Annotated in this window: 19 protein-coding genes; 14 read left to right on the top strand and 5 right to left on the bottom strand. The window is 47.1% G+C overall.

The features are described 5' to 3' along the window. Window positions 1–293: 293 nt before the first annotated feature. Complete coding sequence (locus EKG38_RS08790) at window positions 294–659, bottom strand: Hpt domain-containing protein (protein ID WP_126519898.1); 366 nt, start codon at window positions 657–659, stop codon at window positions 294–296. Window positions 660–833: 174 nt separating this feature from the next. Then, window positions 834–1760 carry a tRNA modification radical SAM protein MnmL/YtqA gene (gene mnmL, locus EKG38_RS08785; protein ID WP_126519897.1) on the bottom strand — a complete coding sequence of 309 codons (927 nt, stop codon included), beginning with the start codon at window positions 1758–1760 and terminating at the stop codon, window positions 834–836. Between the two features lie 510 nt (window positions 1761–2270). Between mnmL and gltB the strand changes: the two genes are divergently transcribed. From gltB to rbsK, 3 genes are all read left to right on the top strand, one after another. Next, window positions 2271–6719 carry a glutamate synthase large subunit gene (gene gltB, locus EKG38_RS08780; protein ID WP_126519896.1) on the top strand — a complete coding sequence of 1483 codons (4449 nt, stop codon included), beginning with the start codon at window positions 2271–2273 and terminating at the stop codon, window positions 6717–6719. 6 nt (window positions 6720–6725) lie between these two features. After that, the gene (locus EKG38_RS08775; protein WP_126519895.1) at window positions 6726–8135 is read left to right on the top strand and encodes an FAD-dependent oxidoreductase; all 1410 of its coding nucleotides are present in this window, start codon (window positions 6726–6728) and stop codon (window positions 8133–8135) included. Window positions 8136–8382: 247 nt separating this feature from the next. Continuing rightward, window positions 8383–9594 carry a ribokinase gene (gene rbsK / locus EKG38_RS08770; RefSeq protein ID WP_126519894.1) on the top strand — a complete coding sequence of 404 codons (1212 nt, stop codon included), beginning with the start codon at window positions 8383–8385 and terminating at the stop codon, window positions 9592–9594. Window positions 9595–10049: 455 nt separating this feature from the next. On the opposite strand, the gene EKG38_RS08765 is transcribed toward rbsK, so the two are convergent. After that, window positions 10050–11153, bottom strand: a complete 1104-nt coding sequence (locus EKG38_RS08765; RefSeq protein WP_126519893.1) for a hypothetical protein — start codon at window positions 11151–11153, stop codon at window positions 10050–10052. 538 nt (window positions 11154–11691) lie between these two features. Continuing rightward, window positions 11692–12666, bottom strand: coding sequence for a nucleoside hydrolase (locus EKG38_RS08760; RefSeq protein WP_126519892.1), 975 nt, complete (start codon window positions 12664–12666; stop codon window positions 11692–11694). Window positions 12667–13414: 748 nt separating this feature from the next. On the opposite strand from EKG38_RS08760, the gene betI reads away from it, so the two are divergent. From betI to EKG38_RS08735, 5 genes are all read left to right on the top strand, one after another. Continuing rightward, window positions 13415–14020 (top strand): transcriptional regulator BetI, encoded by a 606-nt coding sequence (gene betI, locus EKG38_RS08755; protein WP_126519891.1) that lies wholly within the window; start codon window positions 13415–13417, stop codon window positions 14018–14020. Continuing rightward, on the top strand, window positions 14011–15474 hold the full coding sequence (gene betB, locus EKG38_RS08750; RefSeq protein WP_126519890.1) for a betaine-aldehyde dehydrogenase: 1464 nt from the start codon (window positions 14011–14013) through the stop codon (window positions 15472–15474). Before betI ends, betB begins: the two co-directional genes overlap by 10 nt. Window positions 15475–15483: 9 nt before the next feature. Then, on the top strand, window positions 15484–17178 hold the full coding sequence (gene betA / locus EKG38_RS08745) for a choline dehydrogenase (RefSeq protein WP_126519889.1): 1695 nt from the start codon (window positions 15484–15486) through the stop codon (window positions 17176–17178). A gap of 230 nt (window positions 17179–17408) precedes the next feature. Next, the gene (locus EKG38_RS08740; protein ID WP_126519888.1) at window positions 17409–18626 is read left to right on the top strand and encodes a BCCT family transporter; all 1218 of its coding nucleotides are present in this window, start codon (window positions 17409–17411) and stop codon (window positions 18624–18626) included. A 16-nt stretch (window positions 18627–18642) separates the two neighbouring features. Continuing rightward, window positions 18643–19347 (top strand): TorF family putative porin, encoded by a 705-nt coding sequence (locus EKG38_RS08735; RefSeq protein WP_126520230.1) that lies wholly within the window; start codon window positions 18643–18645, stop codon window positions 19345–19347. Between the two features lie 241 nt (window positions 19348–19588). On the opposite strand, the gene EKG38_RS08730 is transcribed toward EKG38_RS08735, so the two are convergent. Then, the gene (locus tag EKG38_RS08730; protein ID WP_126519887.1) at window positions 19589–20896 is read right to left on the bottom strand and encodes a diguanylate cyclase domain-containing protein; all 1308 of its coding nucleotides are present in this window, start codon (window positions 20894–20896) and stop codon (window positions 19589–19591) included. Window positions 20897–21250: 354 nt separating this feature from the next. Between EKG38_RS08730 and EKG38_RS08725 the strand changes: the two genes are divergently transcribed. The 6 genes from EKG38_RS08725 to EKG38_RS08700 all read left to right on the top strand — a co-directional run bounded on the left by EKG38_RS08725 (window position 21251) and on the right by EKG38_RS08700 (window position 26405). Continuing rightward, a complete protein-coding gene (locus tag EKG38_RS08725; RefSeq protein WP_126519886.1) occupies window positions 21251–21943 on the top strand; it encodes a 5'-methylthioadenosine/adenosylhomocysteine nucleosidase in 693 nt (230 codons plus the stop codon). Between the two features lie 27 nt (window positions 21944–21970). After that, window positions 21971–22954: a cobalamin biosynthesis protein CobD/CbiB gene (locus EKG38_RS08720; protein WP_126519885.1), complete on the top strand. Its 984-nt coding sequence runs from the start codon at window positions 21971–21973 to the stop codon at window positions 22952–22954. A gap of 129 nt (window positions 22955–23083) precedes the next feature. Continuing rightward, on the top strand, window positions 23084–23461 hold the full coding sequence (locus EKG38_RS08715; protein ID WP_126520229.1) for a DUF2721 domain-containing protein: 378 nt from the start codon (window positions 23084–23086) through the stop codon (window positions 23459–23461). After that, window positions 23458–24084, top strand: a complete 627-nt coding sequence (locus EKG38_RS08710; RefSeq protein ID WP_126519884.1) for a trimeric intracellular cation channel family protein — start codon at window positions 23458–23460, stop codon at window positions 24082–24084. The genes EKG38_RS08715 and EKG38_RS08710 overlap by 4 nt, the downstream gene beginning before the upstream one ends. Then, a complete protein-coding gene (locus tag EKG38_RS08705) occupies window positions 24081–24560 on the top strand; it encodes a nuclear transport factor 2 family protein (protein WP_126519883.1) in 480 nt (159 codons plus the stop codon). The genes EKG38_RS08710 and EKG38_RS08705 overlap by 4 nt, the downstream gene beginning before the upstream one ends. 210 nt (window positions 24561–24770) lie before the next feature. Next, window positions 24771–26405, top strand: a complete 1635-nt coding sequence (locus EKG38_RS08700) for a peptide MFS transporter (protein WP_126519882.1) — start codon at window positions 24771–24773, stop codon at window positions 26403–26405. The last annotated feature ends 63 nt before the right edge of the window (window positions 26406–26468 follow it).

Below are 26468 nucleotides of genomic sequence, written 5' to 3'. Positions count from 1 at the left end.
AGAGTTTAGGATTCGATTAAGGGTTGATAATGTGATACTTGCCTAAATAAAACAATAAACAGCGACTCTAATGATGGTGAGAATAACGAATACCAATCGGTATAATCAAACATGGTCCTTGGCCAGTCTTATAGGAGGCAATAGTGAACAATATTGCGCACTGGTATGACAATATATGGGACAGGGGGCAATAAAAAAGCGCTAATGAAACTCGATTTCATTAGCGCTTTATCACTTCTCTTTCTCTTGTAAAAAATCCAGCAAGAAAATAGAAGAGAATATGGGATCAGGCTTTAAACTTTAGATTCAAGGTATTGCTTAAGTTCGGCTAGATCTTGACTCGCATTATCAACAATCGCTTGTAACCAAGTATCATGCTCGTTTGCCCAGGCAGCATCTTCACCGTGCTGAAGAAGTTGAGCAAATTGTTGGATTCGCTTCAGACCAACAGAACCTGCAGCACCTTTAAACTTATGAGCCTCGGAGCATAAAGTATCTTTGTCTTGAGCTTCCTTAGCATTAACTAAGTTTCCTACATATTCCGGCATTAGCTGCTCAAATAAGACGACACTCTTTAGCAAAGTGCCCGCACCAATTGCACTGCAGTACTGCTCTAGTGTATTAAGATCCAATATTGATTCAATCTCAGCTGTGGCCATATTAAGGCACCTCTCAAAAATTTTGACTGTTTAAAGACTAATTTACCACATAATACCCGCTATAATTGCTGGCGCAACTAATTGAGCAATATGTCGGTGAAAACCATCATTTTTTAACCATCTTTTAACGAATGTTTAATCTAATCTGCTATTTAATTAGCCTATTTGAATACCTTATTCAACTTTTAGCTTAGAAATCAAATAGCTTCCTTGCTCGCCCTTGGCTTTCAAATCATTCACTATGGCTACAAGGCCATTCCAGCGATACGCGCACCAATCGGGAGCAAGTAACATAGGTTTCTTTGCATAGGCTGTTACCCTATGAAAGATAATATCTTTAGGAGTGTTGCGGATCATCTCACCAACACTGTAGGCATACTCTTCAACCGTTAGCAGTTTCATCCTGTCGTTGCGCCATGCTTTTGCCATGGTACTGCCTTCGACAATATGCAGCGGATGTAGCTTTAACCCATCTACGCCAGCCGCCAAAACGGCGTTTAAACTATTCAGGTAATCTTGATGTTCTTCGCCGGGTAAGCCAAGAATAAGATGAGTACAAACCTTAATACCACGTGCGCGAGCTCGCGTGACGGTATCAATATAATCAGCCATAAGATGACCTCTATTGATACGTTTGAGTGTTTTATCTTTTGCAGATTGCAGACCAAGCTCCAACCACACCTCTATGCCTCTGTCTTGATACGATGCCAGTAATTCAATCACATCATCGGAAACGCAGTCCGGCCTGGTGCCAACACAAAGTCCTACGATGTCAGGATCTTCAATCGCTTCATCGTATTTAGTTTTCAACACTTGGTATTCATCGTAGGTACTGGTATACGCTTGAAAATAAGCGATATATTTAGAAGAGCGTCCAGCTACTCTCTCTCGACCTTGATTAAGCTGCTCTTGAATTGATAGCTCTGAGCCATGTTCGTGGTTAAAAGAGGCGACATTACAATAGGTACACCCCCCCTTACCCAAGGTGCCATCTCTGTTTGGACAGGTAAACTTGGCATCTATGGTTAACTTTCTTAGTCTTTCACCAAATTGATTCTTACAAAAAACACCAAATGTATATACGTACTGATCCAGACCCACAAAGCACTCACTCACACCATTTAATTACACTATTCTAATCTATTTACCATTCGGAAACTTCGAGTCATATCAAAGATTGTGGATTATCTCACCTATACCCGGTCAGACAAAAATAACGTGACCCAGTACTAACTTATAATAAAAACCAAACAAAACTCACTTACAGCGCATAACTACTCATACTCTAAATCACAAAAACATTCACTGTACGTGCAAAAAAAATCACTTTCCTGATAATAATTTAAACCTCAAACTTGTTACAACTTCGTAAACTGGAACATATCAACTTTCTAAAATTCTTTTTATTCATAACGTTATACAATCAATTTTACAGTTTACGTAAACGTCAAACACTAAATCTGACGTATTAAACGGCATAAACCACTCAGGTTTTATGCAATCTTTTGGTTTGACCTTTTGCCAATCTGGCGGTAATTTGGATCGTTCGGGTGAATATCTATACTAATTACCCCCGAGTAGTATTTAGTTAAAGTTTTAGGGAGTTTTTGTATGAGCTTATATCACCCCAGTTTCGAACGGGATAATTGCGGTTTTGGTCTGATAGCCCAAATGGACGGTGAACCAAGCCATCGGATTGTAAGAACGGCAATACATGGTCTGGATCGCATGAAGCATCGTGGTGGCATCGCCGCAGATGGACGTACGGGTGACGGCTGCGGTCTGCTTATGCAACTTCCGATAAAATTCTTCGAAGCCATTGCAGCGGAAAACGGTTGGCACCTGAGCCGTAAATTTGCCGTCGGCATGTTTTTCCTCAATCAGGATGAGAAGCTCGCCGATGAAGCTAAAGTCTTATTAGAACGAGAATTAGAAAAAGAGACCCTCAGCGTTGCAGGATGGAGAAAGGTACCCGTTAATCCAGATGTGCTGGGACCGATAGGAAAGAAGAGTCAGCCACAGATTTATCAGGTACTCATTAATGCGCCTATTGGCTGGCGAGAGAAAGATCTCGAACGTAGACTCTATATGGCCAGACGCCGTTTAGAACAACAACTGCCCCATGATGAAGACTTCTACGTTGCTAGTTTATCGGGACAGGTCATTGTCTATAAAGGCCTAATGATGCCTGTAGACCTCCCCGAATTCTATCTCGATCTTGCCGATATCAGGCTGCAGAGCTCTATCTGTCTTTTCCATCAAAGATTTTCTACCAATACATCACCTAAATGGCCACTAGCTCAACCTTTCAGATACCTGGCCCATAATGGTGAAATAAACACAATTACAGGTAACAGACAATGGGCACGTGCTCGTGCATATAAGTTTAACGCCCCTCTGCTACCCGATCTGCAGCAAGCCGCGCCTTTCGTCAACGAAACAGGCTCTGACTCCTCATCACTCGATAACATGCTTGAGATGCTATTAGCCGGCGGCATGGATCTGTACCGAGCCATGCGCCTATTGATACCACCAGCGTGGCAGAGTAATCCGGAGATGGATGAAGAGCTCAAAGCCTTCTACGATTTCAACTCTATGCATATGGAGCCTTGGGACGGACCTGCCGGTATCGTTATGACAAACGGCAGGCATGCAGCCTGCGCCGTCGATCGAAATGGTTTACGCCCATCGCGCTATGTGATCACCAAAGACAGAATACTCACTTTGGCCTCCGAAGTGGGTATTTGGGATTATGCACCCGATGAAGTCGTTGAGAAGGGTCGTGTTGGCCCCGGAGAGCTTCTGGTACTCGATACCTTAAACGGCCAGCTTTACTCTTCGTTTGAGATTGATAACGATCTCAAACGCCGTCACCCATACAAAGAGTGGATGGCCAAAAACAGTCGGACATTAACCCCGGCCGAAGAGATGCCTAAAGAGGAGCTAGGAGTATGTGAATTCTCCGACGCTCAGCTACTGCAATATCAAAAGCATTTCGGTTACTCACGTGAAGAGCTCGAGCAGGTTATCTGGGTACTCGCTCAAAAAGGTGAAGAGGCAACTGGCTCAATGGGTGACGATACCCCTATGGCCGTGCTGTCTAAGAAATCACGTACTATCTATGACTATTTCAGACAGAAATTCGCCCAAGTCACTAACCCGCCTATCGATCCACTCAGAGAGAAACATGTAATGTCACTCTCGACCTGTGTCGGGCGCGAGCAAAATCTATTCAATGAGACTACGGGTCACGCTTATCGGGTGATGTTTAACTCACCGGTATTGCTTTTTAGCGATTTCAATCAGCTTATGGCTCTGGACTCGACCTACTATCGAGCAAATACGGTAGATCTTAACTACGACTTAGGCGAAGGGCTTGAAAATGCAGTAAAACGCATCTGTGATGAAGCGGAAAGACTGGCGCGCACCGGCACGACTCTTCTGATCTTATCAGACAGAGCCACGGCAGACTCCAAGCAGGTTGTCCCAGCGGCCATGGCTGTCGGCGCGGTTCAGCATGTTCTGGTCAATAAGAGCCTGCGATGCGATACCAACATCATAGTAGAAACTGCTTCGGCTCGTGACCCTCATCATTTTGCGGTGTTACTGGGCTTCGGTGCCACGGCGATCTACCCTTATTTAGCCTACGAGTCCATCTCGGCACTCGCTAAACTGAATAATGTCTCAGACACGAGTCAGCTCTTGCTCAACTTCCGCCATGGTATCGACAAGGGTCTGAGAAAGATCATGTCGAAGATGGGAATAAGCACGATCGCCTCCTATCGATGCTGCCAACAATTTGAGGCTATCGGTCTGGCATCCAATGTGGTCGACTTGTGCTTCAATGGCGTAGTGAGCCGTATCGAAGGTGCAAATTTTGAGCTACTTGAACAAGATCAGGTACTGCTTCATAAACATGCATTCAGGGCACATCAACCACTGAGTCAGGGCGGTTTACTGAAATATGTTGAAGGTGGTGAGTACCACTGCTTCAATCCTGATGTCGTCAATACTCTGCAAGCTTGCTTGAAAGAGAGAGATTATCCAGCCTATAAGCGATTTACTGAGCTGGTTGACAACAGACCCGTTGCGACACTGCGGGATCTCATCGAGATAAACGGCAAGTTGGACGCGGTAGAAATTGATACCGTAGAGTCTGCCGACACGCTCTACCCTAGATTCGATAGCGCAGCCATGAGTATTGGCGCACTTAGCCCCGAAGCCCATGAAGCCTTGGCTGTAGCCATGAACCGTCTGGGTGGTCGCTCCAACTCCGGAGAAGGTGGAGAAGATCCGGCCCGCTTCAATTCCGAACGTAACTCGGCGATTAAACAGATCGCCTCAGGAAGATTCGGAGTTACCGCTCACTACCTGATGAACGCCGAAGTACTACAGATTAAGGTCGCGCAAGGTGCCAAACCCGGAGAGGGCGGACAACTTCCGGGACATAAGGTCAGCGTTGAAATTGCTGCGCTGCGTAATGCCCGTCCCGGAGTCACGCTGATTTCGCCGCCTCCACATCATGATATCTACTCGATTGAAGATCTGGCACAGCTTATCTTCGATCTCAAGCAGATAAACCCCAAGGCACTCATCTCGGTCAAACTGGTATCAGAACCCGGTGTCGGCACCATCGCAACAGGCGTGGCTAAGGCTTACGCCGATATGATAACTATCTCAGGTTATGATGGCGGTACAGGTGCCAGCCCTATTACATCCGTTAAGTATGCCGGTAGCCCGTGGGAGCTGGGTCTTGCAGAAGTTCATCAATCTCTGGTTAAAAACGGCCTTCGCCATAAGATCAGGCTGCAGGTCGATGGTGGATTAAAGACCGGTCGAGACGTGATCAAGGCCGCGCTATTAGGGGCGGAAAGCTTCGGTTTCGGTACGGTTCCAATGATAGCCCTGGGTTGTAAATACTTGCGAATTTGTCACCTGAACAACTGTGCAACCGGTGTGGCAACTCAAAATGAAAAGCTCAGAAATGAGCACTATCATGGTCTGCCCGAACGCGTCATGACCTATTTCGAATTCGTTGCCGAAGAGATCAGAGAGTGGATGGCCGCACTGGGGGTGACAAAATTTGAAGACCTCGTGGGTCGAAGTGAATGGTTAAAGGCACTCGATGGCGACACACTAAAACAACAGGGACTCGATCTCAGCCCGATCTTATACACTCCGAAGATCCGAGAGGGTTCGGCTCGTACCTGGCAAGAAACCAATCCGCCATCGGATCCTGGCAGGTTAAACATCAAGCTCCTTGAAAAAACCAGAGAAGCTGTAGAACAGGGCATCTCTATTGATGCAAGGTTCGATATCAACAACACAGATCGCTCGGTTGGCGCCGCACTTTCAGGCTTTATTGCAAAGACAGTAGGCAAGGAAGGTGCTAAGGCACCGATCCGCTTGAAGTTTAATGGTAGTGCCGGACAAAGTTTCGGTGTATGGAACAGCCCCGGTCTCGACCTTACTCTCTGTGGTGATGGTAATGACTACGTAGGTAAAGGCATGTCTGGCGGTAAGATCACCATTCATCCTCCATTAGGCAGCACCTTCCAGAGCGAACGGTCCTCCATTATTGGTAATACCTGCCTCTATGGAGCATCGGGCGGTAAGATGTTTGCAGCCGGCATCGCCGGTGAACGCTTCGGAGTGAGAAATTCCGGAGCTACGGCAATTGTCGAAGGACTTGGCGACAACGGTTGTGAATATATGACCGGTGGTATTGTCGTCGTTCTGGGTAAAACCGGTGTTAACTTTGGTGCTGGTATGACGGGTGGTTTTGCCTATGTATTTGACCGATTCGGACGATTCCATCGCAGGGTCAATAATGAACTGGTGGATACGCAGAAGTTAGCGTCCCCCATACATCAGCAACACCTGAAAGCCTTGATCGAGGAGCATGTTGTCGAAACCGGCAGTGAGCATGCAAAGATGCTGTTAACCGATTTTGAATATTGGCTCGACTGTTTCGTATTGGTCAAACCTAAAAATGTTCCAGTCTCAGATCTACTAAGACTCGAGCAATCACAACCAGAACTCAAAGTGATAGCGGGGTAAGTACTGATGAGTAATGATTTTCAATTTATCGAAGTCGATCGTAAAGATCCTGTTAAGCACCCAGCTAAGAAGCGTGCCACGCAGTTTATTGAAATATACCAACCCTTTGCTCAGACTCAGGTGAATGAGCAAGCGGACCGTTGTCTAGATTGTGGTAATCCGTACTGTGAGTGGAAGTGTCCGCTACATAACTACATACCAAACTGGTTAAAGCTCGCGGAGCAGGGACGCATCTTAGAGGCTGCAGATCTGGTACATGAGACTAACACCCTACCGGAGATCTGTGGCCGGGTGTGTCCTCAGGACCGCCTCTGCGAAGGCGCCTGTACCCTGAACGATGAATTTGGTGCCGTCACCATAGGTAATGTCGAGAAATACATTACCGATACCGCCATCGCTCAAGGTTGGAAACCAGACCTAAGCCAGGTTACAGCTCGAAAAGAGCGTGTCGCTATTGTTGGCGCGGGCCCCGCCGGACTTGGCTGTGCCGATATATTAGCGCGCAACGGTGTCAGCGCAGTCGTGTTCGATAAAAATCCACAAATAGGTGGACTGCTTACCTATGGTATCCCCTCATTTAAGCTCGACAAGTCGGTAATGGCGACTCGTCGTTCGGTCCTCGAAGGGATGGGAATAGAGTTCAGATTAGGAACAACGATAGGTAAAGATCTCCCATTCGATGACTTACTTAGTGAGTACGATGCCGTCTTCCTCGGCATGGGGACTTATACCGCAATGAAGGCCCGCTTACCCGGCGAAGACGCTCAAGGTGTCTATCAGGCCCTGCCCTACCTTATCGGCAATACCCACCACATCATGGGGACGTCTGATGAAGAGTCACCCTATCTTAACCTCAATGATAAGAAGGTTGTGGTCCTAGGGGGTGGTGATACCGCCATGGATTGTGTTCGTACAGCCATACGTCAAGGCGCTAAAGAGGTCACTTGTGCCTACCGCCGCGATGAAGAAAATATGCCCGGTTCACGCCGTGAAGTACAAAATGCGAAAGAGGAAGGTGTTCAATTTCTCTTTAACAGACAGCCGGTCGCGATTACGACTCAAGACGGTCAAGTTATTGGTATTGAGTGCGTAGAAACACAGATGGGCGCCGCTGACGATAGTGGACGCCGCCGTGCTGAAGTTATCGAGGGCAGCGAAGCCCTACTCGACGCCGATGCCATCATCATCGCATTCGGCTTCCAACCCAGCCCGGCGGATTGGCTTAAAGACCATAATGTCGACTTGGATGAATGGGGGCGCGTTATTGCACCTAAAGCGACAGATAACCCATTTCAAACCACCAATCCAAAGATCTTTGCCGGCGGCGATATGGTAAGGGGTTCAGATCTCGTGGTTACCGCCATCGCCGAAGGACGCGATGCCGCACTGGGCATACTCAACTATTTCGAAGATTAGTTTCGAAGCTAAATTTCGGAGCTTAGTATCGAATATTAATCCTACAACCCTTTTACTTGTGATTTTAGCGCATCGAACGATGCGCCTTTTTTTGCCGGTAGAAAATCAATAAATAAGCCCACTGAACGCAAACCGCTAAACAGAAAAACTGGGATTGCATGTAAAACGAACCAAGTGGTGCGTTTTACATGCTAAGCTTTCATCTTAATCACAGCCCCAGCGAAACGCTACGCGTATATTCGATCCTATGAACAAACTAAGCCGAAATGAAAGACTGACAGTTATCTTAAAACTGCTCAGCGAACATAAAACCTTATCAAATGCACAATTAGCCAAGTTGCTTCAGGTGACGCCAAAGACAATTCGTTGTGATCTGGTGCATCTGGAGCAGGAAAAGCAAGTGATAAGGACTCATGGCGGTGTACAAGGCTCTGCTGAATTCGATGCCGATAAATATTGTCTGGATAGCTTACTGTCTCAGTTAACTGCCAGCAGCTCTTTATCAAATTTGATGACCCAGAGCCTCATAAACGATGGGGTCAATAAGATGAAAAATAAGATTTTTATACTCGGTTCCTTTAACGTCGACATCGTCGCCAAATTGGAACGTTTCCCACAACCGGGCGAGACTCTGCATTCGCTGAGTAACAATATCGGCGCGGGCGGTAAGGGAGCAAACCAGGCCTATGCTGCGGCAAAATCCGGGGCTAACGTCACCTTCATGACGAAGATAGGCAAAGATCAATTCAGCCACTTTGCCAAAGAACATCTCGCCGGCACAGGCATTGATAATACGATTATCGTCGAATCTGAGACCTGTCCGACAGGGAATGCGCTTATCTATGTCTGTGAGCAGACCGGCGAAAATATGATAGCGGTGCATTCGGGTGCCAACACCAGAATCACTCAGGAGGAGATCTTACAAGCCGAGCAACATATCGTCGGCGCAAATCTATTTCTGACACAACTCGAGAACAATATAGATGCCATCAGGCAGTCCATGATGATAGCCCGTAACCATGGAGTGAAAGTGGTGCTCAATCCGGCGCCTTATCATGAGGAGACACCAGACCTGTTAGAGTTTGTGGATGTTATCACGCCAAACGAGACCGAAGCCTCGTTAATGACGGGTATCGAGGTCACCGACCTCAGCAGCGCCAAACTGGCGGCAGAGAAGATCAACCAGATGGGCGTTAATACCGTGGTCATCACTCGTGGCTCTCAGGGCGTTCTTCTGTATGAAAATGAACGCTTCATAGAGGTTGCCGCCATAAAATGTGCTGTCACCGACACCACAGGTGCGGGCGATGCCTTTAACGGCGCTCTGGTTGCCCGGCTCGTCAAAGGTGAAACCTTGCACGACGCCGCTAAGTACGCCAACGCATACGCCTCTCTGGCCGTCGAACGTGAAGGCGCAGCCAATATGCCCGATGCAGCCCTCGTAGCGGCACGACTGTGATCTCTCATCAGCGACTTGGTTACTTGTCCGATAACAAGTTTCAAATATCTCTCATTTATTCTTCTGACTTGGTGAGTATTTAATTCGATATTGGACGGCATGGCTTCAAATTAGCCTATAGCCTGCGGCTCGCTGAATGTGCAGATACTTCTTCGGCACGCTGCAAGTACATCCATGTAAGCTCGACGGTGGCATCCATGCCACCAACGTCCTCAGCCGCATCTACACTTGAGTGTTTATCTCTTCGATTTACATTCTCAGGTTGTTGTACTATTTTGGACAAGAATGAGCTGGATATTTGAATCTAGCTCATGAGGTCTTGGATAGATAAACTATTGAAATCTGGATGCATTAACGCCGCATTAAGGGGTAAACAACGCCCCCCCAACTAAGCCATTGTGCTGTAAACACTTAAGCCAATTAAAACTGAAAATGCCAAACGTTGAGAATCCCTCTTAAATGCTTTGTTCGGGCTCTTTTTTTGGTCGTAGTCGTAATAGTAACGTGGCACTATGCAGCGCCTCTATGAATTGAGAAAAACACTGTTCTGCTTGCCCTGCCACTTGCTTGTTAGAGAAAAATGGGTCTTCTGATGGAACTCTTTCTTGGTTTAACAACGCCAAAGAGGGAGACACATGAACAATCTTATGCCTATAACGAATATATGATTGCAAATCTTTGAGTGTGTCACCTGCAAGCCCTAACTCACCGAATTTAATTCCATAAGCTTTGTTAAAAGCCCTCTTGCATACGTTGTAGTTTTGAAAGTTAATAATGCCTCTAGATACTATATGCTGTAACACCGAAATTCCTGCCTCTTTTGCCTCGGAATCAATTACCTCAGCAATCCCCGCCTCTTTTTCTTTTTTTGGGTAAAACGCTTGTATTAGTGCACAAGTATCAGCTATCAAACCCTCTTGCTCGAGCTCAAGAAAACGCTTTTTAGAGTACGCTTCGTAACCCGTTACCAATATAGCTAATGTCAAGTTAGCTACTACGACCTCATATATATAACCCTCTTTCGACTCTCCCGTCGATAGGATATTGATTGCCTTTGTTGTTTCTTCCCACGCTTCTTTGGCAGTAGGTAATATCACGGGATTGCCATCCTGAAATAAGCTCACTCCCATAACATCTACATTGGCATCGCCGAGTTGGAATACACTACCATCTGTACCAACACGGAATTGCTTTTCCGAAAGTACTCCAGTAGAACTTGTTAACTGACTTCCTGAAGCTTTCGGCTGCATGTGTAGTTTGATTTCGGTAGGACTCCAAGAAAACGCCATAAATACAGTTGATGCAGGCTGCAATTCATTTAAATCGATAGTTGCAACTCTGGTTCCGGTACCAGGACTGGAGTGATAAAAATGGATGCAACAATGATTGTCACGCTCCAAACGGAATACATGTTGTCCAGAAGGGATTTCTATAATTACCCCGCCAAGCTTGCTTTTATCAAACAGATCCGAAGATTCATAGTTAAAGGTGAAGGTTCCTTCGGGTCTGCATATCGTTTTCTGTATTTCTCTAAATAATTCTTCAGGTAAATTTCTCATACATATCCTTTGAGCCCTAACAGCTTATTCAACAGCAGCACGATACCCCCTGTTAGCTTCTTGCTCTGTTAGGGAAAGCTACTACCTACAACCCATTGTTGCAAGTAGGATTATTTTCATTTAGTGAAGAAAAATACTCAAAAGCTGCCGATGAAAAGATACGTGGGTCTTTATCGGGCCTGCATAAGAATTTACTAGATAACGGATAAAGCCTAACCGAAGAGAGAAACTCTTCTTTTGAATATCCAGGTGTGGATGCGTCTGAGGGTATCGAAAACATGGATGTTTTCGTTAAGCGGCCATGGATGGCTTCACAGCGTCCCGAAGAAGTATCCACACTTTAGGCGAGCCGCAGGCTATAAGTCCCTATTGAAGGTACGACCTTCAAGCACGCACTCCAAAAACAATGAACCAAAAGAGAAAATGTAACCAGCCTTCATTCGAAGGCTGGCAATAAAAAGGCGTAGTGGAAAACACTACGCCTCAGACATTTTAAGATATTTATTACATCGAATCGTTATCGATGTCATTCATGCCATCAACTCATTTTCTGACCATAATCTATGATGCTCTGACGATATATCTCAAGCAGTTCGGCATCCTTCACGGCAACCCCAACACGCTGTGGCGTATGCTTTTCCCATTCGTCATGAAGATACTTACGGCCATCAAACTTCTGAATAGTCATACCTTCTGCCGGCCCATCGGTCACCACACGCACAGGCCCTTCCCTGAGGGTAAACAGTTCAGGCTCAATCACATAGGCGATGGCTGACGGATCATGTACATGGCAGGCATCCAGACCGACCTTCTCTTTATAAAATTTAAGATAAAAACGGCTGACATCCCAGATAAATTGACCAACTTCACCGGCATCAACGCGAAGCTTGTCAAGGTAATCTCCGGTGAAGAAACTCTGCTCGGTGACATCCAGTCCAATGATAACCACAGGCCAGGAAGCACTAAAAACGATATCGGCCGCATGAGGATCGTCATGAATATTGGCCTCGGCATAAGGGGTCACATTACCACGATGATCATTCACCCCGAATGCACCGCCCATGATGACCACTTCCTTGACCAGGTTGACAATTTCCGGCTCGGCTTGCAGCGCTAACGCCAGATTAGTCAAAGGACCGATAGCCACCAGAGTGATCTCTTTGGGCTCAGCTTTAACGGCATCGATAATATATTGATACGCGGGCCTGGCATCCGCTTCCCCCTCGACCTCGGCAGGGACTTCGACATCACCAAAACCACTCTCTCCATGTACCACAACGGTTGGGCCAACCGGCGGCCTGACGATAGGTTTACTCGCTCCCTGGGCTACATCGGCCTGTAGCTGATATTTCTGTTTCAAATAAAGAGCGTTATGGGTGGCTCCCTCTATGGTCACATTACCGTAAATAGTGGTGATCGCCTTTAGCTCAATCTCAGGGTGTGCCTCTGCGAACAGGATCGCCATTACATCATCAATACCCGGATCTGTGTCTAATATGATTTTTTTTGTCATTGAATTTATCGTCCTGTTATCTGGTATGCCGATATCGGCCTATTTCACTCTTTATCTCCCAGCGTAGGACTCAAGGGAGTTAGATAATGAAATAGTAGAAAGTATATCAGCTTATCTTAATCGGTCTGTCTCAGTCCCGGTTAACCACCGATAAGCGGTTAACGAAAGCCGATGCAAGTAACGAGTAAACTAAAGCTGACTAAAGATTACTAGATAACTAATATACGAGATGAATCAACCAATGAGTGTGATAGGTCCTCAAACTTGTAATAAAAAGAGAACAAATCAGTTCGTTTGAGCAGAAGCTCCAGCTAGCAAATTCCTCGATACTTGAAGAGGTAAAGTATGCGCAGCTTTACTCCCGACATACCAGCAATCTCCAGAGGGGAAACGAGACTTCGAGTTTAAAGATATAATACCAATCGTTATAGGGAAGATCTCCACGTTCCGGTTCACGCCAGATTAAAGATTACGGTTAAAACTAATTTTTGACGAAAATTTATTTTGCTCGAATCCAACTAATTTAAACAAGATTAAACCATGCATTTTGTTCATTAAAAAACAGTTACTTGTCACAAAAACCATCCAAACATAAATCAGCGAAATAAATCTGTGACACAAGTCGCAATCCCGAATAAAGGTTGATAGTTACAGCTCTAACCATTAGAGTTGTTATTAATTGAACGTTCAATTAACAAATGAACTAACAAAAATACTAATAATAATAGCACTCAGGATTTAACCTTTTATGCCGCGCCCGCCAATGAAAGCCGTCAGACAACAGCAGCTAATCGACGCAACCTTGGTCTCTGTTGAACGTCATGGTTTGCACAATACAACGATCAATACCATTAGTGGCTTAGCGGGATTATCATCAGGGCTAATTAGCCATTATTTCGGCGGCAAACAAGGCTTAATAGAAGCGACACAAAAATACCTGCTTGATCAACTCAAACAAGCGTTATTGAGTCGTACAGCGGGCAAAAGCATGCTCCCGCTTGAGAGATTACATGCCATTGTTGATGCCAATTTTACCGAGCTGCAACGCTCAAGACCCGCAACAAAAACCTGGCTGAGTTTCTGGTCACAAGCCATGCATGAGCAAGGACTTGCAAGGCTGCAACACATCAATAGTCAGCGATTGTATAGCAACCTTTTGTTCTCTTTTAAAAAATTACTTCCCCAAGCCCAAGCCATCACCGCAGCTAAACAGACTGCAGCGATGATCGATGGCTTTTGGCTACGCAGCGCACTCAGCGCTTCCTCCGAGAAAGAGTTCGAACAGGCCCAAATTTTATGTAAAGCCTTCATCGAGGCAGTGATCATGCAGTATGGAGAAAATCGATGTCGTTAGTTGTTTATCAAAATTATGTCCATGGACAGTATCTCTCCAATGACACAGGTGAAACCTTCGAAGTCGTTAATCCGGCTACCGGAAAAGTCAGCTATTTAGTCGAGGTCGCTGATGCGAGTGTTCAGAACGCGACCATAGAAAGTGCCAAAACAGGTTTTGCCATCTGGTCAAAAATGACCACGTTCGAACGCGGTCGCATCCTATTAAAAGCCGTCGCACTCCTGCGTGAGAAAAATGACGAGTTAGCTGCCATTGAGGTGCAAGATACAGGTAAACCCTGGCAGGAAGCCTCTGTGGTCGATGTCGTAACCGGCGCAGATTCCATTGAGTTTTTCGCTGGCCTTGCCCCTAGTATCGAAGGCAACCAGCAACAAGTTGGCGATGATTTCTATTACACCCGCCGAGAGCCCTTAGGGATCTGTGCGGGGATTGGCGCATGGAACTACCCGCTGCAGATAGCCTGCTGGAAATCGGCGCCTGCGCTGGCTTGCGGTAACGTGATGATCTTTAAGCCATCGGAAGAGACGCCACTTGGCGCCTTAAAACTGGCCGAAATATTTACTCAGGCAGGCGTGCCCGATGGCGTCTTTAATGTCGTCCAGGGCGATGGCCGCGTAGGCGCCTGGCTGACCACTCATGATGATATAGCTAAAGTCTCGTTCACCGGCGAAGTAGGTACGGGCAAGAAAGTGATGGCCGCCGCTGCGGGCTCACTGAAAGAGGTGACCATGGAGCTCGGTGGCAAGTCACCGCTGATTATCTTTAACGATGCCGATGTCGACAACGCCGTCTCTGCAGCCATGCTAGCCAACTTCTACACCCAAGGTGAAGTCTGTACCAATGGCACCCGGGTATTTGTTCAAGAAGAGATTTACCCTCGCTTTATTGAGAAACTGCTTGAGCGGACACAAGACAACATCGTCTGCGGCGATCCAATGGATCCTGCCACTAACTTTGGCGCGCTCATCTCCAAAGCCCATCAAGACAAGGTGCTCAGCTATATTGAGATAGGAAAAGCAGAAGGCGCGCACTTACTTACCGGTGGCCATGCCCTGCAACCTGATAATGCCCCCGACGGCTTCTTCGTCGCGCCCACTATCTTTACCCACTGCCATGACGAAATGACATTGTGCAGAGAGGAGATCTTTGGTCCTGTGATGTCGGTACTGACCTTCACAGGCGAAGAGGAAGTGATCGTTCGTGCCAACGATACCCGTTTAGGCTTAGCCGCCGGCGTCTTTACCCAAGATATTACTCGCGCCCATCGCGTTATTCATCGAATGGAAGCGGGGATCTGCTGGATCAATGCCTATGGTGCCTCTCCTGCAGAGATGCCGGTTGGCGGCTACAAGATGTCAGGCATTGGCCGTGAAAATGGCAGCGAAACATTAAAAGCCTATACCCAAATCAAAGCCGTATACGTTGGTATGCAGCCTCTTGAAAGTCCGTTTTAAGGAGCTGACATGACACAATCAACAACAGAAAAGTACGACTATATTATCGTTGGTGCAGGTAGTGCAGGCTGCGTACTTGCCAACCGTTTATCTGCCGACTCAAGTAATAAAGTGTTATTACTTGAAACTGGCGGCAGCGATAGGAGCATCTTCATTCAGATGCCGACGGCCCTCTCTATTCCCATGAATACCCCAAAATATGCATGGCAGTTTGAGACCGAAGCCGAGCCTCATCTAGACAATCGCCGCATGCATTGCCCTCGCGGAAAGGTCTTGGGCGGCTCCTCATCGATCAATGGCATGGTCTACGTCAGAGGTCATGCCCGAGATTTTGATGAGTGGCAGCAAGCAGGGGCCAAGGATTGGGATTATGCCCACTGTTTGCCCTATTTCAAGAAAGCGGAAACTTGGGCCTTTGGCTCAGATGACTATCGTGGAGTCGAAGGTCCACTCGCGGTAAATAACGGTAACGAAATGAAAAATCCGTTATATCAAGCCTTTGTCGATGCAGGGGTCGATGCTGGGTATTTGGCGACCAGTGATTATAACGGCGCGCAGCAAGAGGGCTTTGGCCCTATGCATATGACAATAAAAAACGGCGTGCGTTGGTCAACATCTAACGCCTACCTAAGACCTGCAATGAAGCGAGCAAACCTAACCGTGATAACTCACGCCTTAGTACACAAGGTGTTGTTTGAGGGTAAGAAAACCGTGGGTGTGTGTTTCGAGCGCAAGGGCAAGCTGACCAATGTGCAATGCAACAAGGAAGTGGTGTTATCGGCAGGCTCTATCGGCTCGCCGCACATACTGCAGTTATCGGGTATCGGTGAGGCCAACACCTTAGCTAAGGCTGGTATTGAGCAGGTGCATGAGTTGCCGGGTGTGGGTGAGAACCTGCAGGACCATCTCGAGTTCTACTTTCAATTTAAGTGCCTTAAGCCCATTTCGCTCAATGGCAAGATAGACCCGTTAAACAAGCTCTTTATCGGTACTCGCTGGATCTTGAACAAAACAGGCCTTGGGGCGACGAACCACTTCGAGTCTTGTGGATTTATTCGCTCTAAAGCGGGCCTGGAGTGGCCGGATCTGCAATATCATTTCTTGCCTGCCGCCATGCGCTACGACGGAAAAGAGGCCTTCGCGGGACACGGCTTCCAGGTCCATATTGGCCACAACAAGCCAAAGAGTCGCGGCGCGGTGAAAGTGGTATCGAGCGATGCTCATATTGCCCCGAGTATTCAGTTTAATTATCTGTCCCATAAGGATGATATCGAAGGCTTTCGTGCCTGCGTTCGTTTAACCCGAGAGATCATCAATCAGCCGGCATTGGATGAATACCGAGGTGAAGAGATACAGCCCGGGATTTCGGTTCAAACCGATGAAGAGATCGATGCCTTCGTCAGAAGTTCGGTCGAGAGCGCCTATCACCCCTCTTGTTCGTGCAAGATGGGAGAAGATGCGATGGCAGTGGTTGACTCAGAAACCAGAGTGCATGGTATTGAAGGACTTAGGGTGGTTGATTCATCTATTTTCCCCACCATACCTAATGGCAACCTTAACTCGCCGACCATCATGCTGGCAGAGCGAGCAGCCGATCTCATCTTGGGCAAGACGCCACTGCCAGCCAGCAGTGCGACGGTGACCTATGCAGAGCAATGGCAACAGAAACAGCGGTTACACGCCCCCAAAAGAGAACACGCCTGATCTGTTTTTAATAGACAGAACGGGCACCTGGGCTTAAGGCCAGCCTAAGCCAATAAGGCTAAATGGCCCTAATCGCCACGTTTAATTTATCAAACCTTAACTGTCGTTAAAGCGGCAATTAAGGCTTGAGGGATTTTTGCAGCCAAAATTTGCTGCTTGCAGGCATAAAAAGAACGAAAATAAGGAACTAAACCTATGTTTTACGGAAAGATTAAGTCGGGAGTTCAATAATGACTACTTGGCTTACAATAGGGATATTATTCACCTTCGCCGCCATCGCCTTTGTGATTTATCGCTGGGGTAATGTGAAATGTATCGGCGTCACGCCGGTTCGTACCTTTACCTTTATCGCCATTTTATTTACCTCGGGATTAGACGTGGGATTGATAATGTTCCCGCTAACCGAATTTGGTGGCTATGCAGATATAGCAGCGAGTCCCGAATACGGCTTTAGCAACCCGTTGGCTATCGAGTTTGGCTTCTGGGCATTTCTGATCTGGGCATTTTACTTTTTAACCTGCTTCTACTTCTGTGTAGTCGAGCCAAGAGTAAAATTCTTCGAGATCCCATTGATTAAGTTCATTAATAACTTAGTGATTATCGGCACCTGTGCCTTTACCGCTTACCTGCTACTCACCAACTTACCTTGGTACCTGCCTGAGATGGGCGACGGTGAAACCATTGTCAGCAGCTTCTATCTTATCGTATTTGTCGCTATTGCCGTTGCCGTCTACTCCAGCACCAGCATTCGCTACGTACGTATCCTGAGCTTGGCAACGACCTGGATGTTCATCGGCTTAATTGCATTAATGTGGGCAGGCGCATTTTTGTCTGACGGTTCGGGGATCGGTGAGTTTGTGACTACCTTTGCCTTGATTGGCGATTACTTTGGCAATCTGCACCATTTCGTATTACCTATGAATGATTACCATGAGTTCTACCTGTTCTGGTGGTTTGCATGGAGCATTATGATCGGACAGTTTACCGCACGCTTTGTCGGTGGAATGAGAACCTACCAGGTGTTAATCGCCATGATGGTATTCCCGTCGCTACCAATCGCGGTCTGGTTTACTGTGCTCTATTATTACAGTGCCAACGAGATCGCCACAGCGGGCTTCTATAATCTGGCTATGGTCATTGTGGGGATCACCTTCGTGATCAACTCACTGGATTCGTTAATCCGACTCTATACCGACAACCTCAACCTCACGGTAGAGCGTTTCGGCAAGACCCGATACATCATTGGCAACATAGCCCTGATGAGCGGATTAACCCTGCTGTTTAAGTTGGACTTCTTACAAATTCAGTGGGTAGGCGCCTTGGCTATCAGCCTGATCTTAGGCTGCTTCGGTTATATCCTGGCGAAGAAATACCGCAAGGTGGCGGCCATCGAGCACTCACCGACAGAAAACAAAATTGATTTCAGTAAAATTGAATTAGCTAACTAAAAACAAAAGGGAAATGATGAATAACACAATGAAGCGACTCGCCATACTTGGATTGATAGCCTTGCCGACTACGGCGATGGCCGGGGTTAGCTCAACCGTCACAGCAGTCTCTGATTATACCTTCAACGGTGTGAGCCAGACAGACAATAGCCCGGCAATACAGGCCAGCCTGGATTATGCTGCCGATGCTGGTTGGTATGTGGGAACCTGGGCGTCAAACGTCGATTTTGGTTCGGGGGATGATACCTGGCTGGAGTTGGATTTTTACGGCGGTCACTTCCTCCAGCTTACGGAGCGTGTATCACTGGATGCAGGTATTGCATATTACACCTACCATGGCGACTCGTTCTCGGATGAGTACCAATATCCGGAGCTGTATACCAAGTTTGGCTATGCATCGTCTGTCGGGCAGAGTGAACTGAACTTCTGGTACACCTGGGATTACTTCGGTGTAGATGCAGGTCACTACATCATGATGGCGGCGCACACCTTCAGCGTCGCCGAAGGTCATGATATTCGCGTCAGTTTCGATCGTTCAACATCGCTCGATGAAGACAAGTGGGCATGGGATGGTGATAAGGCCTATAACCATTACCGCGCCGAGTATATGACAAGCTGGAAAGGCTTCGACTTTAATCTCGCAGTGGAAGATACCACCATGGATACCGATGCCAGTGATACCCGAGCGGTATTATCTGTGGCACGCACCTTTGCTTTCTAAGCACGCCTTATATCGGTTGGTATTACTAAGCACTTAAATAAAGCGGTATAACGCTCCTGCGTTATACCGCTTTTTATTTAATGGTGATTGTAAAAATTGTCTTACTCAACACCCCCAGACTAAAGAGAGAGAGCTCAAGAGGTGACAAGAGTAGAGGTCGCCAGATAACAAGTTTCATGTAGTTTTGTGGCGGGTATTGGCTATACAGGGTCTCTATTTGATATATGAAGGCCCTGGCTATTTATCCGGAATCGCTCCCACGTCTTAACATGCCTTTATCGAACATTCTGTAACAGGCTGCGATGTCCTGCTTAGCCGCATACATGGCAACGTCGGCAAATTTTATTATCTCTTTCCTGTCCATCGAATCCTCAGGAGATACCGCAACACCGACACTGATTGATATATCGACTTCCTTCCCCTCGATACTCGCCGGAGACTTAAATTCACCAACAATGTTATTGACCACATTATGTACATCGGTAATGTTTTTGATGCTTTTTACGATAACTAAAAACTCATCCCCCCCGACCCTAAATACCGTATCGCTATCGCGTACAGCATACTTAATACGATAAGCGGCTTCTTTAATCACTAAATCACCAACATGGTGTCCATACTGGTCATTGATCTGCTTAAATCGGTCGAGATCGATGAACAGGACGGCAACCATACCTCCGGTTTGTTGTAATTCACCAATCACAGTCTCTATCTCTTCGGGCATAGTGAGTCTGTTTTTTAATCCCGTTAGCTCATCATGGTGAGCCTTGAAGCCGAGATCTTGCTCTCTTTGATAGACCTTTTCACTCATAACAAAGAAAGTTGAAAGTAAGTGTCCCATCTCATCGTTTTTAACCACGTCACTCACTTCAATCTTATGCCCATCCTCTAATTTTTTTACGCTGGAAAGCAGTAGCTCCAGGGGATGGAAGAAGCTCCGCCGTAAAAAACTAATAGTCACGAAGAACAAGCCAATAAACAGGACAATCTCAACGATGATAAGGGTAGTTATCTGCGCTCTGTTTTCTCTGAAATCTCCCTTTCTCTGCTCCAGTAACAGGGTTTCTGCATTAATAAACGTAGCGAAGAGGCTTCGGATATTGTCCATATATTGCTTACCCCGGTTGTCGGACACGATTTGAACGGCCATCTCGTTATTATCACCCTGAACCAGCTCTATCGTCTCCTCCATCTCCTCAAATTTGAGCAACATCTGGCTTTCAATTAAGTTCAAAGTATCTTGCTGAGCGGGGTTATCTGAGGTGAGGGCTTTTAACCTGATAAAGCTCTCCTTAGCGATTAATACCCCATTATGATAGGGCTCTAAATAAGCCGAGCTAGCTGTCAGTAAATACCCTCGTTGGCCGGTTTCAGCATCTTTCATCGCACCCGACAACGTCTGTGTTTCATTCAACACCTCGTGCGTATGGATCACCCACTTCAGCTTCTCCTCGCCGTAGCTCTCTAACTGGAAGGTAAGAATTGAGTTGAAAATTGCGGCAAAAAAAAGCAAGCCCAGTAATAGTGATAGCTTTAAGCGAATACTCAATCTGACTCTCCCTTCATCTCCAAAATACTAAAACTTAAAGCGATTCATGATATCTCTATCTAACTACAACTATTATGGATAAATAATAGCGAGCTTAGTCGTTATGACCTGTAAGTATGTCCCATAGATATTATAGCCCGTCACCTCACAAACGTCTGAAGCATCAGGTAATATTGACTATATCACTACAATAACTGATTAAGTACCCGATCTGAACCCGCTAGCCGATTCACTCAGTACCAGACTTAGCTTGTTTAACTGTAACAAACCGCAATGCCGTTGTTTTTCACTAAACCCGATACCCCATGTTATATTAGCGCCCATATTCAGTCAGGTAGTCAAAAAGGTTATTAAATGAAAATCGGTATTATTGGCGCTATGGAGCCAGAAGTTGCGCATTTAGTTGAGTCAATGGAAAACCCAAGCTCTACAACGATTGCGGGTATCGAGTTTGTTGCGGGCCAGCTTGCAGGCAAAGAAGTGGTTGTCACTCGTTCCGGTATAGGCAAGGTCACCGCCAGTATCGCAACCACATTACTTATCGAAAAGTACGCGCCTGACGCGATAATTAACACAGGCTCTGCTGGCGGATTCGCCGATGAGCTTGCTATCGGCGATATCGTTATCTCATCTGAAGTGCGTCACCACGATGTAGACGTCACAGCATTTGGTTATGAGATTGGCCAGATGGCACAACAGCCCGCCGCCTTTATTCCGGATGCCGCACTCGTCACCGCTGCACAAAAAGCCGTCGCGAGCCTGGGCGAAGTTAAAGCCATCGAAGGGTTGATCTGTACCGGTGACAGCTTTATTTGTGACCCTGTCCGTACTAAGACCATGTTAGAGCACTTCCCAACCATGGCTGCATGCGAGATGGAAGGCGCGGCGATAGCTCAAGTGTGTCATCAGTTCAACGTCCCCTTTGTTGTGATCCGCTCACTTTCTGATAATGCGAACAATGACTCACCAGTCGATTTCGACGAATACCTGGTTAAGGCGGGCCATCATTCAGCGTTAATGGTGATAGCACTGCTAGAGCAGTTATAATTTATTAATGCCATTTAGGTAAAGATCATGGTTCCTGAGTTTGCTACACAACTGCTCAATGACAGTCCTTTTTATCAAGGGGCCATGATCCTTATTATCAGCTTGCTGTTATCGAAAATTGCGCCTCTCCCCCGTGACTATCAACCTATCGTCTGGTTTGGGCTGCTGGCAAAAGAACTCGCTGCCAAGGTCAACCGTCCTGGTCGAGCGCCATCTCAGCAACTCATCGCCGGTGCCTTAGCCTGTATCTTATTGGTCTTGCCCTTTTCGGCAATTATGACCTTTCTGATGCAACTCGCCGCTTTTCCTTGGTTTTTTGAATTTATCACCCTGTACATCTGTCTGAACGATGAGAACTTTAAGCAGACAGCCGTCGAGGTGAAACAGGCGTTATACCAAGAAGACAAAAACAGAGCGAGATCCATCCTCTCTCCCTGGCTCTACCGGGATACCAAGGAGCTTAGTGAAGTGGGTATTGCCAAGGCGACCATAGAGAAGCTAGTCACCACCCCGGTATATGGCACGGTATCGACGATCATCTTCTTCGGTATAGGGGGTGCTCCTTTGGTACTCATCACCAGAATGCTTAAACAACTAGAACTTTGCTGGCCTCCCATCAATCCCAAATTTGCCCACTTCGGGAAACCTGTTTACCTCTTGAGTACCCTGCTATTTATCGTGCCCAGCTGGTTATGGAATATCAGCATCGCGATTCAGGGGGGGCCTAAAAGTATCCTAAGCCTGGTTAAACCACTGCCTAATACCCAGCCCTTCTATAACTGCATCAATACCTGTGCCATTGCAGCGAGAGTGCTGAAAATAGAGCTGGGGGGACCGATTAAGTTCAACGGGGTAAAGATCAATACAGTAAAGCTAAGCTACGGCCCCAAACCTGATGCACAGTCGATAACATCGGCCATCAGCCTGGCCAATACCACCTATGGGATCTGGATCTTCTTCGTGATATCAATGCCACTTATCTGGGCTGGTTTACGCTATTTCCACATATAGTATGACGGCCAAATGACCCGTTACTTCTTATTTACAAATTAATCTGTTTGGTATTCACAAAATCCATTGGTATTATTCACCTTATTAACTCCCAGTTTCCGCTATAGGCAGTCAACTTTGTTTGAACATATTCATGTATCTTTAACCACTCCAGCGCTCCTGTTTCCGGCTATCTCACTGCTGCTTCTGGCGTATACCAACCGTTTTTTCTCATTAGCGGCGCTGATCAGAAGCCTGAGCAACAACGGTAAGCCGGTTCATAGTGAGCAGCTCAAAAATCTGCGTCAAAGGATCATTATAATCAGACGCATGCAGGAGTCCGGCGTATTGAGCTTCGCGCTATGTGTCGTGTGCATGATCTTCATCTATGTCGGGCTCAACAAGATAGGCTCACTTATTTTCGGTTGTAGCCTGTTACTGCTGCTCTACTCTTTGCTCTTATCGGTCAGGGAGATCCGTATCTCTGTCGATGCACTCAATTACCACCTTGAAGAGATGGATCAATGAGCGAGTGGATCTACTTTTTCGATCTGTGTGGTACCGCCGTATTTGCACTCTCCGGTGCACTCGCTGCGGGCCGCCATCGGATGGATCCCTTCGGCGTGATAGTCTTAGCCTCCGTCACTGCTGTGGGCGGCGGCAGTATACGTGACGCCCTTTTGGGAACGACTCCGGTTTTCTGGATCCGTGACCCCAACTACATCATCGTCATATTAATTACCGTGCTTTTGACCATGATATTTGTGCGAAAACCAAAGAAAGTCCCACAGCATACCTTACCCATAGCCGATGCATTAGGGCTCGCGCTCTTTACCGTAATAGGTGCCGAGAAGGCCATCAGTCTTGAGTTGGGTGGCATGATTGCTGTCGTTATGGGCTTGATAACTGGTGTGGGAGGAGGCATGATTCGAGATCTGTTATGTCGCCAGATCCCTATGATCTTAAGGACTGAAATATATGCAACCGCATCTATCGTAGGCGGGATCTGCTACAGCCTGAGTATTCACTTAGGGGCTGTCGACAAACAAGCCTTGGTGTTGGCAATAATCGTAGCTTTGGCCATCAGGCTAGCCGCGATAAAATGGCACCTTTCTCTACCAGCATTTGATCTGAAGACGAACAAACAATGAACTTGCGATATCTCTGGTTAATTTTTATTTTTTTCAGCGCACCTTCGATGGCCAACACCGGGGAGATGCCCATCGAGCAGCAACTGGCCGTGAAGTATATTCAGGCATTAACCGATCACGACTACAAAACCTTGTTCAATTTTTACAACCGGGAGAGCGTTTTCAATGACAGAACCGCGAATAAAAAGTACACCGGCAGACGTCATATACTTAGCTTTCTGAAACGTGCTCATCAAGGCGTACTCGAATATGGGTTCAATATTGAACATATGTTTAACTCAGGCTCTCTGGTCGTGATGATCGGCAACTATCACTATAAGGGCCCCGGTGATCAATTTGGCAAACCCGGAAAAATTATCGATCTGGCCATTCCGGGGATCACCACCGTGAAGCTAGATATGGATACTCATAGAGTCAAAGAACACGAAGATCTAATGGATTACCAAACCATGGCGGATCAGTTAGCGGTTCAGTAACAAGGTTAGCTCCCCAAGCGATGGCAGGCCCCTCTTGGGCCTGTCGTCAGCCAAGAAATATCCTCTCCCCCTCCCTTCCCTTCCCTTCCAATGACCTTTTCCAGCCCAAGATAAGCACGCGACCTGTCCGCTAAACAGCGCACGGCCATAACCATCGACTAGTATTAGTACTACAGCCATTTTCTGTACTCATGGTTCAAGGATCTGTTTATGGCGTCAGCTCCAGAGCTTCCCGAAAAAAGTCCGCTAGCTAATGACGAGCTATTTGGCCACCCCAAAGGCTTGTATATCTGTTTTACCACCGAGATGTGGGAGCGGTTTTCTTTCTACGGCATGAAGTATCTGCTACTCCTCTATCTGACCAAGTATCACCTGTTTTCCGATGGTGCTGGCCTAGAGGTCTTAGGGGCCTATGCCGGACTGGTTTACTCATTGCCTGTGATAGGTGGCATGTTGGCCGATCGATATTTAGGGATGCGTAAGGCTGTCATATTCGGCGGAGTGTTACTCTGCATGGGGCACTTTTTGATGGCGGTTGAAGGTCATCAGGCCATACAGTACGCCGCCGGCACAGAGCTCATCTCAGATATCACACTCAGCAACGGCACAACTCTGGTGGCCGGAACGGTGTTGACCGAAACGATTCAAATTCGTGATTTAGCCGCCCTTAACATCTTTTATCTGGCCTTAGCCTTGATTGTTGTCGGTGTCGGTTTTTTAAAACCGAATATCTCCACCATAGTGGGTCAGCTCTACGATAAAGACGATATCCGTCGAGACTCCGGCTTCACGATTTTCTATATGGGGATCAATATCGGTGCCTTCGCCGCGACGATTATTTGTGTCTATCTGGGCGAGACATTCGGCTGGGGCTATGGCTTCGGCAGTGCGGGGATCGGTATGTTGTTCGGTTTGTTTACCTTCCTCAAGGGGCAAAAATACCTTAAGGGGTTAGCCGAACCCGGCGATCCGCAACTTCTGACAGAGAAAGTGCTGGGGCCCATCAATAAGGAACAGCTGATCTACCTCATAGCCTTGCTGAGTCTGGGGCTGATCTGGCTGTTGATCCAACATGAAACCCTGGTCTTTGCCGCTCAGCAGGTCGTCTTAGTGGTAGCCGGCATAGGGTTAATTGGCTACGCCGCGTTCAAAGGCTCCCGGGAAGAGATGCACCAGATGAGCGTACTCATGGTGCTCATCGCATCGACGATCGTCTTCTGGGCACTGTTTGAGCAGGCAGCCGGCTCGATGACCCTGTTCGCCGATAGGGTCATCGACCGCAATATCCTGAATATTGAGATAGCGGCGGGTCAGTTTGGCTCCCTCAATGCCGGATTTATCATGCTACTGGCCCTACCCTTTGCGGCATTTTGGGTCTGGCTCGACAAGTTCAAGTTAAACCCCAATATCCCGGTAAAGTTTGGCTTAGGGATCATTCAGGCTGGATTAGGTTTCGGTGTACTCGTCCTGGGCTCTCATTTCCCCGATGAAGCGGGAAAAATGAGCTTGTGGTGGCTGGTACTGGCCTACCTGCTCCATACAACGGGTGAACTCTGTCTGTCGCCGGTGGGACTCTCTGCGGTGACAAAACTGGCTATCCATAAGGTGGTCGGCCTATCTATGGGGGTCTGGTTTTTAGCTATGGCACTATCGGAAACCTTAGCGATGCGCTTAGGACAACTCACGGCCATCGATATGTCCAGCCCTCAAGGCATGGACATAGCTCAGACGACAGTGACTTACATACAGCTATTTGAATTCTTAATGTGGACCGGCATCATCTTTGGCGCTTTCATCATTATTATCTCACCGTTACTCACGCGGGGGATGCATGGAGTCCGTTAACCAAGGGCGGGATCAAAAACGGCCTGTAGAGACAGGCCGTTTTAACGGTTTTCAAGCTGTAGC

Source organism: Shewanella canadensis, assembly GCF_003966225.1.
In the GTDB taxonomy this organism is placed as follows: Bacteria; Pseudomonadota; Gammaproteobacteria; order Enterobacterales; family Shewanellaceae; genus Shewanella; species Shewanella canadensis.
The sequence above is the reverse complement of the archived record's forward strand: the minus strand, read 5'-3'. Positions and strand labels throughout refer to the sequence as shown.